The 18,132-nt window shown below is 74.7% G+C and carries 17 protein-coding genes; 10 read left to right on the plus strand and 7 right to left on the minus strand.

The genetic code is table 11. The features are described from left to right. Window positions 1-259: 259 nt before the first annotated feature. On the minus strand, window positions 260-889 hold the full coding sequence (locus HLV61_RS15760) for an alpha-ketoglutarate-dependent dioxygenase AlkB (RefSeq protein WP_369257060.1): 630 nt from the start codon (window positions 887-889) through the stop codon (window positions 260-262). 39 nt (window positions 890-928) lie between these two features. After that, the gene (locus HLV61_RS15765) at window positions 929-3,169 is read right to left on the minus strand and encodes a RecQ family ATP-dependent DNA helicase (protein WP_369257062.1); all 2,241 of its coding nucleotides are present in this window, start codon (window positions 3,167-3,169) and stop codon (window positions 929-931) included. A 78-nt stretch (window positions 3,170-3,247) separates the two neighbouring features. On the opposite strand from HLV61_RS15765, the gene HLV61_RS15770 reads away from it, so the two are divergent. Next, window positions 3,248-4,066: a PHP domain-containing protein gene (locus HLV61_RS15770; RefSeq protein ID WP_369257064.1), complete on the plus strand. Its 819-nt coding sequence runs from the start codon at window positions 3,248-3,250 to the stop codon at window positions 4,064-4,066. 1 nt (window position 4,067) lies between these two features. On the opposite strand, the gene HLV61_RS15775 is transcribed toward HLV61_RS15770, so the two are convergent. After that, complete coding sequence (locus HLV61_RS15775; RefSeq protein ID WP_369257066.1) at window positions 4,068-4,508, minus strand: SRPBCC family protein; 441 nt, start codon at window positions 4,506-4,508, stop codon at window positions 4,068-4,070. A gap of 115 nt (window positions 4,509-4,623) precedes the next feature. On the opposite strand from HLV61_RS15775, the gene HLV61_RS15780 reads away from it, so the two are divergent. Together HLV61_RS15780 and HLV61_RS15785 are read left to right on the plus strand one after the other, a co-directional pair. Next, window positions 4,624-5,568, plus strand: coding sequence for a carbamate kinase (locus HLV61_RS15780; protein WP_369257068.1), 945 nt, complete (start codon window positions 4,624-4,626; stop codon window positions 5,566-5,568). A 95-nt stretch (window positions 5,569-5,663) separates the two neighbouring features. Then, window positions 5,664-6,767 carry a ring-opening amidohydrolase gene (locus HLV61_RS15785; protein ID WP_369257070.1) on the plus strand — a complete coding sequence of 368 codons (1,104 nt, stop codon included), beginning with the start codon at window positions 5,664-5,666 and terminating at the stop codon, window positions 6,765-6,767. Between the two features lie 185 nt (window positions 6,768-6,952). Here HLV61_RS15785 and HLV61_RS15790 read toward each other — a convergent pair whose 3' ends face one another. Further along, window positions 6,953-7,180 (minus strand): RNA 2'-phosphotransferase, encoded by a 228-nt coding sequence (locus tag HLV61_RS15790; protein ID WP_369257072.1) that lies wholly within the window; start codon window positions 7,178-7,180, stop codon window positions 6,953-6,955. After that, a complete protein-coding gene (locus HLV61_RS15795; RefSeq protein ID WP_369257074.1) occupies window positions 7,171-7,305 on the minus strand; it encodes an RNA 2'-phosphotransferase in 135 nt (44 codons plus the stop codon). The genes HLV61_RS15790 and HLV61_RS15795 overlap by 10 nt, the downstream gene beginning before the upstream one ends. A gap of 71 nt (window positions 7,306-7,376) precedes the next feature. Between HLV61_RS15795 and HLV61_RS15800 the strand changes: the two genes are divergently transcribed. Both HLV61_RS15800 and HLV61_RS15805 read left to right on the plus strand, forming a co-directional pair. Then, a complete protein-coding gene (locus HLV61_RS15800) occupies window positions 7,377-8,045 on the plus strand; it encodes a 3-oxoacid CoA-transferase subunit A (RefSeq protein WP_369257076.1) in 669 nt (222 codons plus the stop codon). Beyond that, entirely contained in the window at window positions 8,042-8,704 is a 663-nt protein-coding gene (locus HLV61_RS15805) for a 3-oxoacid CoA-transferase subunit B (RefSeq protein WP_369257078.1), read from the plus strand. The genes HLV61_RS15800 and HLV61_RS15805 overlap by 4 nt, the downstream gene beginning before the upstream one ends. 9 nt (window positions 8,705-8,713) lie before the next feature. Here HLV61_RS15805 and HLV61_RS15810 read toward each other — a convergent pair whose 3' ends face one another. Continuing rightward, complete coding sequence (locus HLV61_RS15810; protein WP_369257080.1) at window positions 8,714-10,135, minus strand: DUF1116 domain-containing protein; 1,422 nt, start codon at window positions 10,133-10,135, stop codon at window positions 8,714-8,716. Then, on the minus strand, window positions 10,132-11,646 hold the full coding sequence (locus HLV61_RS15815) for an FdrA family protein (protein WP_369257082.1): 1,515 nt from the start codon (window positions 11,644-11,646) through the stop codon (window positions 10,132-10,134). Before HLV61_RS15815 ends, HLV61_RS15810 begins: the two co-directional genes overlap by 4 nt. Window positions 11,647-11,827: 181 nt before the next feature. Here HLV61_RS15815 and HLV61_RS15820 point away from each other — a divergent pair, with 181 nt between their 5' ends. Genes HLV61_RS15820 through HLV61_RS15840 form a run of 5 tightly spaced genes read left to right on the plus strand, consistent with a single transcriptional unit; the run spans window position 11,828 to window position 17,924 of the window. Then, window positions 11,828-13,375 (plus strand): uracil-xanthine permease family protein, encoded by a 1,548-nt coding sequence (locus tag HLV61_RS15820; RefSeq protein WP_369257084.1) that lies wholly within the window; start codon window positions 11,828-11,830, stop codon window positions 13,373-13,375. Further along, window positions 13,372-14,247 (plus strand): FAD binding domain-containing protein, encoded by an 876-nt coding sequence (locus HLV61_RS15825; RefSeq protein ID WP_369257086.1) that lies wholly within the window; start codon window positions 13,372-13,374, stop codon window positions 14,245-14,247. Before HLV61_RS15820 ends, HLV61_RS15825 begins: the two co-directional genes overlap by 4 nt. After that, window positions 14,244-14,777, plus strand: coding sequence for a (2Fe-2S)-binding protein (locus tag HLV61_RS15830; RefSeq protein ID WP_369257088.1), 534 nt, complete (start codon window positions 14,244-14,246; stop codon window positions 14,775-14,777). Before HLV61_RS15825 ends, HLV61_RS15830 begins: the two co-directional genes overlap by 4 nt. A 37-nt stretch (window positions 14,778-14,814) precedes the next feature. Beyond that, window positions 14,815-17,241, plus strand: coding sequence for an aerobic carbon-monoxide dehydrogenase large subunit (gene cutA, locus HLV61_RS15835; protein ID WP_369257090.1), 2,427 nt, complete (start codon window positions 14,815-14,817; stop codon window positions 17,239-17,241). Further along, window positions 17,238-17,924, plus strand: coding sequence for an SRPBCC family protein (locus HLV61_RS15840; RefSeq protein WP_369257092.1), 687 nt, complete (start codon window positions 17,238-17,240; stop codon window positions 17,922-17,924). Before cutA ends, HLV61_RS15840 begins: the two co-directional genes overlap by 4 nt. Window positions 17,925-18,132: the final 208 nt, after the last annotated feature.

Genomic DNA, 18,132 nt, shown 5'->3' on the forward strand with positions numbered 1-18,132 from the left:
CCCCACAGGACACGGACGGGGTTACTACTTGGCACTGACTTTCGGCACGCTGTTGAGTTCTCAAGGAGCGGACGCACTCGTACCCGGGCCTTTTGGGCCGTTGTCCGAGGCGGTGTCCACACTGTACACCGGCTCCGCAGCAGTCGAACCTCGGGGGCTCGTCCGGCGGTTGACCAGGCTGGCGGCCCGGTCCGTTCGCGCTCGGTGCAGGGAAGACCATACACGCCCTCGGAGGGGTCGCGCAGGGGGGTGCCCAGGGTCAGGCCACGCCCGCGGGGCGGAACTGGACGCTGACCCGGGGCCCGACCGGCCTCGTCGTCTTCGGGATGCAGTGCTCCCAGGTGCGCTGGCACGAGCCGCCCATGACGACGAGGTCCCCGTGGCCCAGCGGGAAGCGCCGCCCCTCCCCGCCGCCGACGGGTCGGAGGAGCAGGGGCCGGGGCGACCCGAAGGAGACGATCGCGACCATCGTGTCCTGGGAGCGGCTGCGGCCCAGGCGGTCGCCGTGCCAGGCGACGCCGTCGCGGCCGTCCCGGTACAGGCACATCCCCGCGGTGACGAACGGCTCGCCGAGTTCCGGGGCGTAGTGGGCGTCCAGCGCGGCGCGGGCCTCGGTGAGCAGCGGGTGCGGCAGGGCCTCCCCGCGGCCGTACCAGCGCAGGAGGCGCGGCACGGCGACCTCGCGGTCGTACACCTGCCGGCGGTCGGCCCGCCAGCCGATGTCCCCGAGGAGCACCTCGAGCACCTCGTCCGAGCCGTTCACCCAGCCCGGGAGGTGGTCGACCCACGCCCCGCGGCTGAGCACGTGGCGCCGGACGCGACCCCGCAGCGGCGTGAGCACGGCCTCCTCGGCGACGTCGAACATCGACGGCTGGTGCGCGAGCGTCATGGCGGCAGGCTAGCGGCGATCGAACGGGTGTACGAGTCCCTACGCGGTCAGCGCGAGGGCGAAGGGCAGGACGCGGGAGGCGCCGGCCAGCCGCAGTTCCCGTCCGGCGACGGTCATGGTCCAGCGGGAGTCGGCGAGGTCGTCGACGAGCAGGACCGGCACCGCGCCCAGCTCCTCGAGCCGCGACCGCAACTCCGGGCCGACGACGATCCGCTGCCACACCCCCGCCAGCCGGAAGGCGCTGTTGCCGCCCGGTCCACCCGTCGGCCCGCCGTGGGCGAGGGACATCTCCCCCAGGTACGGCAACCGGCCCAGCTGCGCGAGCCCCTGCGCCACCCCGGTCACGAGACGCGGTCGGCGGCGCGAGGGGACGGCGACCACGGCGGCCGGCCGCTCCGCCCAGTCCCACGCGCCCAGCACCCGGGCACAGGCCCGCAGCAGCTCCTCGTCGGGCGGGACGTCGGAGACCGACCGCTGCACGGAGACGTCGAAGGCCGCGTCGGGGTCCTCCTCCAGCCCCGGCGCCTCGAGGTCGAGGGTCACCGTGCCGCCCACGCCGTCGTCACCGAGGAGGGTGCGCAGCCGCTGTCCCCAGCCGAGGTCGGTGAGCCGGGCGACGGCCCGGCCGGGCTCCAGCAGCTCCCCCGCGGCGATCTTGCCCTTGACCTCCACCCCCAGCCGGTCGGCGCCGGTGGGCCACTGGGCGCGCGGGGCGAGCTCGACGCCCGGGCGGTCGAGCGCGGCGGAGGCGGCCCGTGCCGCCCCCTCGGGGACGTCGGTCGGGTACCAGGGGCCGGCGCAGACGTCGCAGCGGCCGCAGGGCGCCGCGGTCGGGTCGTCGAGCGCCTCCTGGAGGAAGGCCATCCGGCAGCGCGCCTCGTCGACCGGCTGCGCGTAGGTGATCATCGCGCGCTGCTCGGTCTCGCGGGTGCGCGCGACGCGCGCGTAGCGGTCGCCGTCGTAGACCCACGGGCGGCCGGTGGACCGCCAGCCGCCCTGCACCCGCTCCACGGCCCCGTCGACGGCGAGGACCTTGAGCAGCAGCTCGAGCCGGGAGCGGCGGACGTCGGCCACCGTCTCCAGGCGCGCGACCGACCACGCCTTCCCGTCGGCCATCGCGGTCAGGACGGCGGCGGCGTGGTCCTCGCGCGGCATGGAGGAGGTGGCGAACCACTGCCAGATGGCGAGGTCCTCGGGTCCGGGCAGGAGCAGGACGTCGGCGTGCTCGACGGCGCGGCCGGCGCGGCCCACCTGCTGGTAGTAGCTGACCGGCGACGACGGCGCCCCGAGGTGGACGACGAACCCGAGGTCGGGCTTGTCGAAGCCCATGCCCAGCGCGGAGGTGGCCACGAGCGCCTTCACGCGGTTCGCCCGCAGCGCCTCCTCGGCCTCCTTGCGGTCGGCGTCGTCGAGGCGGCCGGTGTAGGCGCGCACGTCGTGCCCGGCGTCGCGCAGCAGCCCCGCCGTCTCCTCGGCGGCGGCGACCGTGAGCGTGTAGACGATGCCGCTGCCGGGCAGGTCGCCGAGGTGGGCGGCCAGCCAGGCCAGCCGCGCGCGGTCGGTGGGCAGGCGCAGGACGCCCAGGCGCAGCGAGTCCCGCGCCAGCGGGCCGCGGACCGTGGTCACCCCGACGCCGCCGGCGCCGAGCTGCTCGGCGACGTCGGCCACCACGCGCTCGTTGGCCGTGGCCGTCGTCGCCAGGACCGGGGTGGCCGGCGGGAGGGTGCCGAGCAGGTCGCGGATGCGGCGGTAGTCGGGGCGGAAGTCGTGGCCCCAGTCGGAGACGCAGTGCGCCTCGTCGACGACGAGCAGCCCGCAGCGGGCGACCAGGCCGGGCAGCTGCTCCTCGCGGAAGCGCGGGTTGGTCAGCCGCTCCGGGGAGACGAGCAGGACGTCGACCTCGTCGGCGGCCAGGCGCGCGGCGACGTCGTCCCACTCGGTGGCGTTGGCGCTGGAGATCTCGACGGCGCGGATGCCGGCCCGCGCGGCCGCGGCCACCTGGTCGCGCATCAGCGCGAGCAGCGGGCTGACCAGCAGGGTGGGGCCTGCGCCGCGGCGGCGCAGCAGCGCGGTGGAGACGAAGTAGACCGCCGACTTCCCCCACCCGGTGCGCTGCACGACCAGCGCGCGCTCGGAGCGCTCGACCAGCGCGGCGACGGCGGCGTCCTGGCCCTCGCGGAAGACCGCGTCCGGGCGGCCGGTCAGCTCGCGGAGGACCCCGAGGGCCTCGGCGGCCACGACACTGTCGACGGAGTCGGACGGCGGCGCGGCAGTGCTCATGGGTGCCGACACTAGGTGCGTCCCCCGACAGCGGGACCGTCCGAGCGCGACCTGGGGACGACGGGCAGGATGGGGACGATGCGACCGCCGGACAACCACGTGCACACCGGGTGGTCGTGGGACACCCCGAGCAGCGTGACGATGGCCCGGGCCTGCGAGCAGGCCGTGGCGCTGGGGTTGCCGGCGATCGCCTTCACCGAGCACCTGGACTTCACCGTGTGGGGAGCCGACGACCGGGCCACCACGCTGGGCCTGGTCGACCGGCACGCCTCGCGGCACGCCCCCATCGACACCGAGGGCTACTGGGCCGAGCTGGCCGAGGTCCGCGAGCGGTTCCCCGAGCTGCGGGTCTGGTCCGGCGTGGAGGCCGGCGAGCCGCACCTGTTCTCGGCCAGCATCGCCGCCCACCTCGCCGACGCACCGGTCGACCGGGTGCTCGGCTCGCTGCACTCCCTGCACGACGGCGACCGGCTCTACGGCGTCGGGCAGCTGCTCTACCAGGACGCCGACGGCACGATGCGCCGCTACCTCGCCGAGGTCGTCGACATGGTCGAGAGCAGCGACGTCTTCCAGGTCCTCGCGCACGTGGACTTCCCGCGGCGGTACTGGCCCGGCGGCTCGCACCGGTACGTGGAGAAGGACTACGAGGAGGAGTACCGCGCGGTGTTCCGCGCCCTCGCCGGCACCGGGCGGGCACTCGAGGTCAACACCAGCAGCCCGCTGGCCTCGGTCGACCAGGTGCGCTGGTTCCGGGAGGAGGGCGGCGAGGCGGTCAGCTTCGGCAGCGACGCCCACCAGCCGGCCGCGGTGGGCCAGCGCTTCGACCTCGCCGTCGACGTCGTCGAGGCGGCCGGGTTCCGCCCGGGCCGCGACCGCTTCGACTTCTGGCACCGCTGACTCAGCCGGCCACCCCGTCCAGCGCGGTCCGCCACATCCGGGGGAGGGTCACCGGCGCGAGCAGTCCCTGGACGAGCAGCACGGCCTTCCCGCGCAGCCCCCTGCCGCCGGAGTGGCGCATCGTCACGTCGACGTGGCTGCCGCCGTCGGCACGCGGGGTGATCCGGAGCTCGCCGGCGCCCCGGTCGCAGTGGTCGCTGTCGAGCAGGGTCCAGGTGACCCGGTCGGGGGTCGGCCACTCGTAGCGCAGCAGCACCCAGAGGCGGACGCCCGCGCTGCCCTCGCGGACGACGGCCCAGCCCTCGCCCCGCTCGCGGACCTCGTACTTCGCCGGGTCGAGGGTCCGCGACCACACCTCGAGCCGGCGGTCGCTGACGTCGGTGAAGGCAGCGAGGACCTGCTCGGGAGTCGCGCGCGTGTCGAGGCCGAAGCGGACGAGCACGGTGTCCTCCTCCCGGCGGGCACCGCGATCCTCCTCCGGTCACGACGAGCAGGACCGGGATCCGTTTGCGCCGTTTTACTTCACCGCTAAGGGAGTTGCCGCTACCGTTCTCCGGGTGACCTCCCGCCGTGCCGTGATCGCCCTGGGCGGCAACGCGATGACCGGCCCGGACGGCTCGGCGACGCCGGCCGCCCAGCGCGCCGCGCTCGCCGTCGCCGCCGCCGCGATCGCCGAGGTGGTGGCCGCGGGCGTCGAGGTGGTCCTCACCCACGGCAACGGGCCGCAGGTGGGCAACCTGCTGGTCAAGAACGAGATGGCCGCCGCGGTCGTGCCGCCGGTGCCGCTGGACTGGTGCGTGGCGCAGACGCAGGCCACGGTGGGCTTCACCCTCGCCGACGAGCTCGACGCCGCCCTGGCCGCCCGCGGACTGGACCGGCGGACGGCGGCGCTGGTCACCCGCACCCTCGTCGACCCCGCCGACCCGCACTTCCTCGCGCCGTCGAAGCCGGTCGGCCGCTACCTGCCCGCCGAGGAGGCCGCGCGCTTCCTGGCGCTGGGCCAGCGGTGGGAGGACCGCGGCGCGCGCGGCTGGCGGCGGGTGGTGGCCTCGCCGGAGCCGCGGTCGGTCGTCGACGCGCCGGCCATCGCCGCGCTGGTCGCGGCCGGGTTCGTCGTCGTCTGCGCCGGGGGCGGCGGCGTGCCCGTCGTCGAGGGCGGCGGGCCGCTGTCCGGCGTCGAGGCGGTCATCGACAAGGACCTCACCGCCGCGCTGCTCGCCCGCGAGCTCGGCGCGGACACCCTCGTCGTCGCCACCGACGTCCCGAACGTCGTCCTCGGCTGGGGCACCGACGCCGTCCGCCCGCTGGGCCGGGTCACCCCCGCCGAGCTGCGCGGGCACGCCGACGCCGGGGAGTTCGGCAGCGGCAGCATGGGCCCCAAGGTCGAGGCCGCACTGCGTTTCGTGGAGGGTGGCGGCGACCGTGCCGTCGTCACCTCGCTGGAGAACATCGCCGACGCCGTCACCGGGGACGCCGTCGGCACCGTCCTGACCGCTGCGTAGAGAAGAAGAATGACCCTCCTGCCCCCACCGCTCGCGAGCTCGCGGCGGGACCCTGCAGGAGGGCCAACCCCTGAGAACGAAGGAGTAGTGGTCTCGTGCCCGCACCGATCGAGGTCCGCAAGGTCCCGCTGCACAACGTGAGCGACGCCAGCGAGCTGGCCAGGCTCATCGACGACGGCGTCATGGAGGCCGACCGGGTCGTCGCCGTCATCGGCAAGACCGAGGGCAACGGCGGCGTCAACGACTACACGCGGATCATCGCCGACCGCGCCTTCCGCGAGGTGCTGCTGGAGAAGGGCACGCGCAGCAAGGAGGAGGTCGGGGAGGTCCCGATCGTCTGGTCGGGCGGGACCGACGGCGTCATCAGCCCGCACGCCACGATCTTCGCGACGCTGCCGGAGGACGCCGTCGAGAAGACCGACGAGCCGCGGCTGACCGTCGGCTACGCGATGAGCGACGTCCTGCTGCCCGAGGACATCGGCCGCATCTCGATGGTGGAGAAGGTCGCCGAGGGCGTGCGCCGCGCGATGGAGGCCGCCGGGATCACCGACCCCGCCGACGTCCACTACGTGCAGACCAAGACGCCGCTGCTGACCATCGAGACCATCCGCGACGCGAAGAGCCGCGGCAAGGAGACGTACTACGACGAGCCGCACGGCTCGATGGACCTGTCCAACGGCACGACGGCGCTGGGCATCGCGGTGGCGCTGGGCGAGATCGAGATGCCGGAGCAGAAGCAGGTCATGCGCGACCTGTCCCTGTTCAGCGCCGTCGCCTCGTGCTCGTCGGGCGTGGAGCTGGACCGGGCGCAGATCGTCGTCGTGGGCAACGCGCGCGGGCACGGCGGGCGGTACCGGATCGGCCACTCGGTGATGAAGGACGCCCTCGACCAGGACGGCATCTGGGACGCCATCCGCCAGGCCGGGCTCGACCTGCCCGAGCGGCCGCACGTCAGCGACCTCGGCGGCCGGCTGGTCAACGTCTTCCTCAAGTGCGAGGCCGACCCGACCGGCTACGTCCGCAACCGGCGCAACGCGATGCTCGACGACTCCGACGTCTTCTGGCACCGGCAGATCAAGGCCACGGTCGGCGGCGTCGCGGCGTCGGTGACCGGCGACCCGGCGGTGTTCGTCTCGGTGGCCGCGGTGCACCAGGGCCCCTCCGGCGGCGGCCCGGTGGCCGCGATCGTCGAGGCCTGAGCAGCCCGAGATCTGCACGCTCGGGGCCTCCGGACACCGGAGAGCCCCGAGTGTGCAGATCTCGCGGGGAGCTCAGGGCTGGATCGAGTCCACGTAGCCGCCGTCGACCCCCAGCGCCCCGCCGGTCGTGGCCGAGGCCAGCGGCGAGGCCAGGTGGACGCCGCCGGTGTGGGTCGGCCCGGCGATCACCGGGTCGAGCGTGACCCGGTGCCGGCGGCCTCCTCGGCGAAGCCGCGCGCGACCGCGAGCAGCGCCGCCGGCGGCACGGCGTCGACCAGCCACACGCCGTTGGCCGACCGGGTGAACGCCGCCCCGGTGGCGGCGAGGCCCGCGGCGTCCACGCGCAGGACGGCGGCCCGCCCGCGGCGCTCCCCCACCGTCCGGGCGGTGGCCTCGTCGTGGCTCAGGTGCACCGCGTGCCGACGCCGACCCAGCCGGCCTCCTCGAGCGTCACACCGACGGTGTCGGGGCGGTGCCGCAGGACGTAGGACAGCCGCTTGCCCACCCGGACGACGTCGTTGCCGCTGCCACGCCCCATCCGGGGAGGGTGCGGGCCGAGCCGTGCGGCCACCACCCGGTTAGCGTCAGGCCGACCGATCGGAGGGACACGTGATCGACAAGAGGGTCGGGTCGCCGGCCGACGCCGTCGAGGGCATCGAGGACGGCGCGACCGTGCTGGTCGGCGGGTTCGGCGCCTCCGGCGTCCCGGTGGAGCTGGTGCACGCGCTGCTCGACCGCGGCGCCACCGACCTCACCGTCGTCACCAACAACGCGGGGTCCGGCGAGACCGACGTCGCCGCCTTGCTCCGCGAGCGCCGGGTGCGCAAGATCGTCTGCTCGTACCCGCGCTCGGCGGGCTCGGTCTGGTTCGAGGAGCGCTGGCGGGCCGGCGAGGTCGAGCTCGAGCTGGTCCCCCAGGGCACGCTGAGCGAGCGGATGCGCGCCGCGGCCGCGGGACTCGGCGGGTTCTTCACGCCGACCGGCGCGGACACCCGGCTGGCCGAGGGCAAAGAGGTGCGGGTGATCGACGGGCGCCGGCACGTGTTCGAGGAGCCCCTGCCCGGCGACGTCGCCCTGGTCAAGGCCGCGCGCGCCGACCGCTGGGGCAACCTCGTGTACCGCACCGCCGCGCGGAACTTCGGCCCGACGATGGCGGCGGCGGCTGCGCTGACCGTCGTCCAGGTGGAGGAGTTCGTGGAGCTGGGCGAGCTGGACCCCGAGGCGATCGTGACGCCGGGGATCTTCGTCGACCGCGTGGTGCGGGTGGCGGCGGCATGAGGCTGGACCTGCGGGACGTCGCCCGGCGGATCGCCCGGGACATCCCCGACGGCGCCTACGTCAACCTCGGCATCGGGCTGCCGACGCTGGTCGCCGACTGCGTGGGCTCCGACAAGGAGGTCGTCTACCACTCGGAGAACGGCATCCTCGGGATGGGCCCGGCCCCGGCACCCGGCGAGGAGGACCCCGAGCTGGTCAACGCCGGCAAGCAGCCGGTGACCCTCCTGCCCGGTGGGGCGTTCTTCCACCACACCGACGCGTTCCTGATGATGCGCGGCGGGCACGTCGACCTGACCGTGCTCGGCGCCTTCCAGGTCTCCGAGCGCGGCGACCTCGCCAACTGGGCCACCGACGACGCCGCGCACCCGCCGGCGGTCGGCGGCGCGATGGACCTCGCCGTCGGCGCGAAGCAGGTGCTGGTGATGACGACGCACACGACGAAGGCCGGCGAGCCGAAGCTGGTGCCGCGCTGCAGCTACCCGCTCACGGCCGCCGGCGTGGTCGACCGCGTCTACACCGACCTGGCCGTCCTCGACGTCACCCCGGAGGGCTTCCTGGTCCGCGAGATGGTCGCCGGGCTGACCCGCGAGGACCTGCAGGGCGCCACCGCCGCCCGGCTGTCGTTCGCCGACGACGTCGCGGTGCTCGGAGGCGTCTGACCGCAGCCGTCAGGCGGCGGTGCGGGCCTCCTGCGCCAGCGCCGCCAGTGCCTGCTCGAAGCACTCCCGCGGCGGCTGCACCAGTCCGGCGCCCACCTGGCCGGTGCCGGCCACCCGCCCGGCCATGCCGGTGTTGATCTGCGGCAGCCAGCCGGTGCGGGCCACGGCGAGGACGTCGATGCCGGTCGGGGCGCCGCGGAAGCCCATGATCGGGATGGCCATCGCCGGGTTCTCGGCCAGCGTGAGCTGGTACATCCGCTCGGTGGTGGCCAGCGCGTCGGGCACGGTGCCGCCGACGAACCGCACGATCGCGGGTGCCGCGGCCATCGAGAAGGCGCCGACGCCGTAGGTCTCCATGATCGCGGAGTCGCCGATGTCGGGGTTGGCGTCCTCGGGGCCGTAGTCGCCCAGGAACAGGCCCACCGGCGTCTGCGCGGGGCCGGTGAACCAGCGGTCGCCGGTGCCGGCGGTCTGCACGCCGAACTCGGTGCCGTTGCGGGCCATCACCGTCACCAGCGTCGAGCCGGGGACGTCGCGGGCGGCGTCCATGGCGAGCTTCGCCGTCGGCATGCCGAGGTTGAGGAAGAAGTGCTCGTTGCCGCCGATGAAGCGCAGCGCGGCGGCGACGTCGTCGGACGGCGCGTCCAGCGCCACCAGCGCCGGGGACAGCTCGCGCAGCGTCATGAGCGAGCCGGCGCGGTTGCGGTTGTGCCCCTCGTCGCCCATCTGCAGCATCTGCGCGAGCACGGCCTTGGCGTCGAACGGCTCGGCCATCGACCGCACCGCGCGGGCCAGCAGCGGGCCGAGGACGTCGCGCATCCAGGCCAGCCGGGTGAGCACCTCCTCGTTGAAGGCGCCCATCCGCAGCACCTTGCCCAGGCCCTCGTTGAGGTTGCAGTACGCCCGCCCGCCGTTGACCGGGTCCTCCAGGCACCACGCCCACATCGACGGGCTGGTCACCCCGGCCATCGGGCCGACGGCGGAGCGGTGGTGGCAGGGCTCGAGCGCGACCCCGCCGGAGGCCAGCAACGCCTCGGCCTCCTCCACCGTCGACGCCCAGCCCTCGAACAGGCAGGCACCGACCAGGGCCCCGCGCATCGGGCCGGACGCCGCCTCCCAGGTCAGCGGCGGGCCGGAGTGCAGCAGCGTGCGGTCCTCGAGGCCGAGCACCTCGCGCGCCGGGCGGACGTCGACCAGCACCGACCCCGCGGCGAGCACCCGCTCGACCGCCGTCCGGTTGGCCGCGGCGCGGCGCGGGTCGAGGGCGAGCGCGGCGAGGTCGGCGGGGTCGCCGACCGCCGGCGGCCGCCAGTCGACGTCGGCCACCGAGGCGCCCTGGGCGCGCAGCGCGCCGGAGAAGACCTCCACCCCCGCGGCGACGACGGCCGGCGGGCCGTCCAGCAGTCCACCCAGCGCTCCGGTCGAGGTCACAGCTCGGCTCCCAGCAGGTCGAGGGCGTACCGCGTGGCCGCGGCGTTGGAGGCGAAGACCGCGGCACCGGCCGCGGCGAGGGCGTCGGCCTGCCGGCTCCAGCCCTGCGGGTCGGCCTCGGTGCCGACCAGCGCGACGACGACGGGCAGCTGCGCCTGCGCCCGCGCGGCGGTGAGCGCGGGCGCCAGCGCGGCGGCGGGATCGGCGTCGGCGCCGTGCCCCAGGACGACGTCGAGCAGCAGCACCGCGGGCTCCCCGCTCGCCGCCAGCCGGGCGATCGCCTCCAGCCGCAGGGTCGGGTCGATCATCGGGTGCGCCCGGCCCACGGTCAGGGCGTCGTCGCCGAAGTCGACCACCACGTGGCCGGCGGCGGACAGGTCTGGGGCGGACGGGTCGATGACGAGGCCGAGCTCGGGGCGCAGCGGGGTGTTGGAGCGGACGTCGCCGAGCACGGGCGCGGCGAGGAGCATCGCCTCGTCGGCGAGCGTGCCGCCGGAGTAGAGGCCCTTGAGGACGGCGCCGGGCGGCGCCGCCTCGGCCGGCCCGGGGCGCGAGGGCCAGACCGGGACGTCGAGCCCCAGGTCGCCCAGCAGCGCCTCGACGGCGGCGGTGAGGTCGGGCGTCTCCGGGCTGAGCGCGGCCGACCGGACGGGGGTGGACAGGCCGGCGGCGGCCCGGCCGACCGCCTCGGCCACCGACGGCGCCGGCGGCTTGGAGACGACGAGCACCCGCTCGGTGGCCGGGTCCGCGTCCAGCGCGGCCAGCGCGTCGAGGGTGGCCAGCCCGCCGACGGCCTCGGACAGGTCGCGCCCGCCCACGCCGAGGACGTGCGAGACGCCGACGCCGGCCGCGTCGAGCAGGCAGGACACCTGCTGCGCGCCGGTCCCCGAGGCAGCGACCACGCCGACCGGGCCCGGGCGGACGACGTTGGCGAAGCCGAGCGCGACGCCCGCCACGATCGCGGTGCCGCAGTCGGGACCCATGACCAGCACGCCGGCCTCGTGGGCGGCACGCTTGAGCGCCACCTCCTGCTCGACCGGGACCCCGTCGGAGAAGACCAGGACGCTGCGCCCGGCGGCGATCGCGTCGGCGGCCTCGAGCGCCGCGTACTGCCCGGGGACGCTGACGATCGCCAGCGCGGGGGTGCCCGGGTCGAGGTCGTCGAGCCCCGCGGCGATCGTGCGTGCCGGCTGGGCGTCGGCGGTGGCGCGGGAGCGCTCACGCTCGGCGAGCGCGGCGTCGACGGCGGTCACCGCGGCGGCCAGCGCGTCGTCGTCCACGGCCCGGACGGCGATCAGCAGCTGGTCGGGCGACGGCGTCCCGTCGGGGGCGAACCCCATGCCGGCGGCGAGGTCGACGTTGAGCGGGGTGGCCATCGCGACGAGCACCGCGATGACCCCCTCCCGCGCGCCGACGTCGCGGCTGACCTGCATCAACCGGACGGAGTCGGCGTAGACGCCGCTGCGCAGGGAGACGTGCCGGACGCCCTCTCCGGGGCCTGGAGCGCTCACCCGGTGACCGTACCGTCCCGATCCCTCAGCGGTGAGGTATCGACGGTGCAACGATCTTGTTGCCGGTCGAAGTTTTAGCGATGAGGCACTTCCGAAGCCCTGGGACGCGTGACACTGTGACGCCTCCCGGGGGTGGCGGCACCTCCCGGACCGCATCGGTCGTGCCCGCGAGGAGGGCCCCATGGCGTTCGGTTGGAAGCTCTACGGCGACGGGAAGACGCCGCCGCTCGGGGAGGCCGTGGCCCCCGACGAGCGGCTGTCGTGGCCGCTGACCGTGGGCATCGGCGCCCAGCACGTGGTCGCGATGTTCGGCGCGACCTTCGTCTTCCCGCTCATCATGGGCCTGGACCCGAACCTCGCGATCATGATGAGCGGGATCGCGACGATCGTCTTCCTGCTCATCGTCAAGAACCGGGTCCCCAGCTACCTGGGCACCAGCGCCGCCTTCGTCGGCGGTGTCGCCGCGATCCGCGCCAACGGCGGGGACTCCGGCGACGTCGTCGGCGCGCTGCTGGTCGCCGGCGTCGTGCTGGCCCTGGTCGGTCTGCTGATCCACTTCGCGGGCCTCGGCCTGATCAACAAGGTGCTGCCGCCGGCCGTCACCGGCGCGGTGGTCATGCTGATCGGCTTCAACCTGGCCCCGGTCGCCGCGGGCGTCTACTGGCCGCAGGACCAGTGGGTCGCGCTCGCCACGATGACCTTCGTCATCGTCGCCTCGCTGGCGCTGCGCGGCTTCCTCGCCCGCATCGCCATCCTGCTCGGCCTGGTCTTCGGCTACCTGCTCTCGATCCTGCTCGACGCCACCGCCGGCCAGATCACCTCGCCCGACGGCACCGGGGTCGAGACCACTCGCGACCGGATCAACTTCGACTCCGTCGGCCAGGCCGACTGGTTCGGCCTGCCGGACTTCACCGCACCCAGCTTCTCGCTGAACTTCAGCCTGCTGGTCATCCCCGCCGTCATCGCCCTGGTCGCCGAGAACGTCGGCCACGTCAAGGCCGTGGCCGAGATGACCAAGCGCGACCTCGACCCGGTCATGGGCCGTGCGGTCTTCGCCGACGGCGTCGGCACGGTCATCGCCACCTCCGTCGGCGGTTCCCCGACGACGACGTACGCCGAGAACATCGGCGTCATGGCCGCCACCCGCGTCTACTCGACGGCGGCGTACTACGTGGCCGCGATCGTGGCGATCCTGCTGGGCCTGATCCCCAAGTTCGGCGCGCTGATCAACATCGTCCCGGGTGGCGTGCTCGGCGGCATCACCGTCGTCCTCTACGGGATGATCGGGCTGCTCGGCGCCAAGATCTGGAAGGAGAACCGGGTCGACTTCGCCAACCCGGTCAACCTGGTGCCGCTCGCGGCCGGGATCATCATCGGCATCGGCAACGTGACCCTGACCTTCACCGACGACTTCTCGCTCAACGGCATCGCGCTGGGCTCGATCGTCGCGGTCGTCGGCTGGCACCTCGCCCGTGCGCTGGCCCCGGCCGACATGAAGGCCGCGCTCCTGCGCGAGGGCTCCGTCCCCGAGAGCGCCTCGTCCCTGGGCCACCACGGCGGCGGCCCCGCGGGCGGCCACCACGGCGGCCCCGCGGGCGGCTATGCCGACGCGCGGGGCGGTTCCGACCCGTCGTCGGTCGACGAGGTCGGCCGTCCCGGTGTCGACAGCCGGCCCGGCCCCGACACCCGTTCCGGCGTGGACACCCGCAAGGGGACGCTCGACCGGTGAAACCCGCTCCCTTCCGCTACGCCGATCCCCGGTCCCTCGAGGAGGCGCTCGACGTCCTGGCCGCCGACCCCGGCGCCAAGGTGCTCGCCGGCGGGCAGTCGCTGCTGCCGCTGCTGGCGATGCGGCTCGCGGCGCCGGCCACGCTGGTCGACGTCAACCGGGTGCCCGGCCTCGACACCGTCGAGGCCACCGGGGACGGCGTGCGGGTGGGGGCCCTGGTCCGCCACGCGCGGCTGCTGCACGACGAGCCGGCCACCCGGGTCCAGCCGCTGCTGGCCCGGGCGACCGCGAACGTCGCCCACCCGGCGATCCGCAACCGCGGGACGACGGTCGGCTCGATCGCGCACGCCGACCCCTCGGGCGAGATGACCTCCGTGCTGGCGCTCACCGGCGGCTCGGTGACCGTCGCGACGCCGGAGGGCCGCTCGACCGTCGGCTGGCAGGACCTCTTCGTCGGGCCGCTGGAGACCTCGATCGCCGGCCCCGCCGTCGTCGTCGACGCCTTCTTCCCCGCCCTCCCCGAGCGCTCCGGGACCGCCTTCGCCGAGATCGCCCGCCGCAAGGGCGACTACGCCGTCTGCGGTGCCGGTGTCGTCGTGACCCTCGACGCCGACCGCCGGGTGTCCGCCGTCCGGGCGTCCTACATCTCCGTCGGGCTGGTGCCCGAGGTGCACGACCTGACCGAGGCGGTGGCCGGCAAGCCCGTGGACGGTGCCGACTGGGCCGCGGCCGGCGCGCTGGCCCGCACGCTGGTCGACCCCGACACCGACATCCACGCCAGCGCGGACTACCGGCGGCTGCTCGTCGGGGTGCTGACGGAGCGGACACTGGCCGAGGCAGCCGCAGAAGCCGTCCAGAGGAGCGCAGCATGACCACCCCGGTCGACAGGCCGCAGACCGACACCGAGCGGACCGTGACCGTCACCGTCAACGGCGTCCCGCGCGAGGCCACCGTGCCGGTGCGCCGGGTGCTGTCGGACCTCCTGCGCGACGACCTCGGCCTGACCGGCACGCACGTCGGCTGCGCCCACGGCGTCTGCGGCTCCTGCACGGTGCTGGTCGACGGCGATCCGGTGCGCTCCTGCCTGGTGCTGGCCGTGCAGGTCGAGGGCGCCGAGGTGACCACCGTCGAGGGCCTGGCCCGCGAGGACCACCGGGGCGGGCAGGTGCTCCACCCGGTGCAGGAGGCCTTCCGCGAGTGCCATGCCCTGCAGTGCGGGTTCTGCACGCCGGGCTTCCTGGTGACGATCGCGGCGGGCCTCGAGGCGCGGGACCGGAGCGCGGAGATCACCGAGGAGGAGGTCGACGAGCTCGTCGGCGGCAACCTCTGCCGGTGCACCGGCTATGCCAACATCAAGAAGGCCGTCCGGCACGCCGCCACCACGATGCGGGACGCACGGTGACGGCCTTCGTAGCGCTGTTGGCTCCCGGGGGCGCCGAGTGACCACCAAGCTGTTCGGGGAGCCGGTCCGCCGGCGCGAGGACGCCCGCCTGATCGTGGGCAAGGGCCGCTACCTCGACGACATCGGCGCCGGCGTGCTGGCCGCGGCGTTCGTCCGCAGCCCGCACGCGCACGCCCGCATCCTGGGCGTCGACGCCGAGGCGGCACTCGACGTCGAGGGCCTGGTGGCGATCTACACCTACGAGGACCTCACCGGCCCGATGGCCGAGCCGCTGCCGGTGCTCATCCCCCACCCGCAGCTGCACGCACCGCGCACCGGCTACCCGCTGGCCAACGGCATGGTCAACCACGTCGGCGAGCCCGTGGTCATGGTGGTGGCCACCGACCGGTACGTGGCCGAGGACGCCGCCGAGCGGATCGTCGTCACCTACGAGGAACTGCCGGTCGTCGTCGGGGTGGACGCCGCCCGCGAGGCGCGCGCCGTCGTGCACGAGGACATCCCGGACAACGTGGCGGCTCGGCACCACCAGGAGACCGGCGACGTCGAGCCGGCGCTGGCTGCCGCGCCGCACACGCTGTCCTTCACCCAGTACATCGAGCGCAGCGCCTGCACGCCGCTGGAGGGCAAGGGCGTGCACGCCCGTTGGGACGCCGACGACGAGAGCCTGCGCGTGCACTCGAGCACCCAGGCCTCGACGTCGGTGCGTGCGGCGATCGCGGCGAAGCTGGAGCTCTCGCTGGACCGCGTCGAGGTGATCGCGCCCGACGTGGGCGGCGGCTTCGGCGTCAAGATCGTGCACCCGTGGCCCGAGGAGCTGCTGGTGCCGATGGCGGCCATCAAGCTGGGCCGCGAGGTCAAGTGGGCCGAGGACCGCCGCGAGCACTTCGTCTCCAGCGCCCACGAGCGCCAGCAGCGGCAGGAGATCACCGTCGGGTACGACGACGACGGCCGGATCACTGCGCTGGACGTGCACGTCTGGCACGACAACGGCGCCTACACGCCCTACGGGATCATCGTCCCGATCGTGACGGCCACCCAGCTGGTCGGCCCCTACGTCGTGCCGGTGTACCGGGTGGTCGTCGAGAGCGTCTACACCAACACCGTCATCGTCACGCCCTACCGGGGCGCCGGGCGGCCGCAGGGCTGCTACGCGATGGAGCGGACGATGGACCGCGTCGCCGACGCGCTCGGTCTCGACCGCGCCGAGGTCCGCCGGCGGAACCTGATCACGCCCGACCAGTTCCCCTACGACCACCACCTGACGTTCCAGGACGGCCGGCCGGTCATCTACGACTCCGGCGACTACCCGGGGCTGCTCGACAAGCTGGTCGCGCTGGTCGGCTGGGACGAGGCCGCGGCGCTGCGGGCCGACGCGCAGGCGCGCGGGAAGCTGCTCGGCGTCGGCATGGCGCTCTACGTGGAGGGCACCGGTCCGGGGCCCTACGAGGGCGGACACGTGCAGGTGCTCGGCAGCGGCAAGGTGCTGGTCTCCACCGGGCTGACCTCGCAGGGCCAGGGCCACGAGACGGTCTTCGCCCAGATCGTCGCCTCCGAGCTCGGCGTGCCCATGGACGACGTCGAGGTGCACACCGGCGACACGCGGCGCTTCGGGTACGCCGTCGGCACGTTCGCCTCGCGCGCGGCGGTGATGAGCGGCAACGCCGTCGCGCTGGCCGCCCGCGGGGTGCGCGAGAAGGCGATCCGGATCGCGGCCGAGGTGCTCGAGGCCAACCCGGAGGACATGGAGATCGACGAGGGCCTGGTGCAGGTCAAGGGGACGCCGGGCGCCTCCATCCCGCTGCGCACGGTCGCCGTCCTGTCCAACCCGCTGCGCTACGCCTTCGACGAGGCGGCCAAGCAGGCCACCCAGTTCGCCGGCCCCGGCGACGACTCCAAGCCGCCCGTGGCGCCCGGCGACGCACCGGGCCTGGAGCACCGCGACTACTACTCGCCGATCCGCTCGACGTTCGCCTCCGGCGCGCACGCCGCGGTGGTGGAGATCGACCCGCAGACCTGGGAGATCGACGTCGTCCGGTACGCGGTCGTGCACGACTGCGGCAACGTGGTCAACCCGATGATCGTCGAGGGCCAGGTGCACGGCGGCGTCGCCCAGGGCGTGGGCGGGGCGCTGTACGAGCGGATGGCCTACGACGCCGACGGGCAGTTGCAGAACGCGTCGTTCATGGACTTCCTCATGCCCTACGCCTCCGAGGTCCCCGACGTGGTCATCGACCACCAGGAGACGCCCTCGCCGCTGAACCCGCTGGGGATCAAGGGCGCCGGCGAGGCGGGGGTCATCCCCGGGACGGCGGCGATCGCCTCGGCGATCGAGGACGCCACCGGACGGCGGATCGCGTCGATGCCGATCTCGCCGACCGAGCTGTACGACCTGATGAGAGACGAGACGGCGGAGCGGACGGCTGCCTCGCGGCAGACGTCGCTCCAGACGGGAGTGCCCGCGTGAACCTCGACGGCTCGGCGGTGCTGCACGGGTCGCCCGAGCAGGTGTGGACGGTCATCACCGACCCCGCCGTGCTGGCGCGGACGATCCCCGGCTGCCAGACGCTGCAGCGGACCGGCGAGGACGAGTACCGGATGGACGTCGCGGTGGGCGTCGGTGCCATCCGCGGCACGTACGCCGGGGAGGTGCGGCTCACCGACCAGCAGCCGCACTCCTCCTACGTCATGCACGCCTCGGGCGCGGGCGCGCCGGGCAACGTCCGAGCCAAGGTGACGATCACCCTGGAGCCCACCGACGAGGGGACGACGCTCAGCTACTCGGCCGACGCCGTCGTGGGCGGGCCGGTCGCCGGGGTCGGGCAGCGGATGATCTCCGGCGTCGCCAAGCGGATGGCCGGCCAGTTCTTCGCCGCCGTCGACCAGGAACTGACCTCCGGTGCGCCGGTGGAGGCCGCGCCGGCCGAGGCGCGCGCCTCGTCGGCCGCGGTGAGCTCCACCGACACGGCGCCGGCGGGCGTTCCCGCGGGAACGCCGTCCGCGGCCGCTCCGGCGGTGTTCAGCGGGACCAGGGCCGCGTCCGCCGCGGCGACGTCGGACGTGCAGACCCTCGCCGTGGGTGCGCTCGGCGGTGCGGGACTCACCCTGCTCGGCGTCCTCGTGGGCTGGCTCCTCGGCCGCCGCCGCTAGTCCTGCCTGGACGCGAGGCCCTCACCCGGGGCCAGCAGCGGCGGGATCGTGGGGTCCCGACGAAGACGTCCATCTGCACCCGCCCACGGCCGGCCGGCGGGTCCCCGACGGGACCGGAACCGTCGTCGTCGCCGAAGCGGTCGCCGATCACCCGGACGTCCTCGACCGGCCCGGCCCTGACACCGGGCTCGGCGTGGGACGCGGGCGC

The organism is Geodermatophilus amargosae, from assembly GCF_041028265.1.
Lineage (GTDB): Bacteria > Actinomycetota > Actinomycetes > Mycobacteriales > Geodermatophilaceae > Geodermatophilus > Geodermatophilus amargosae_A.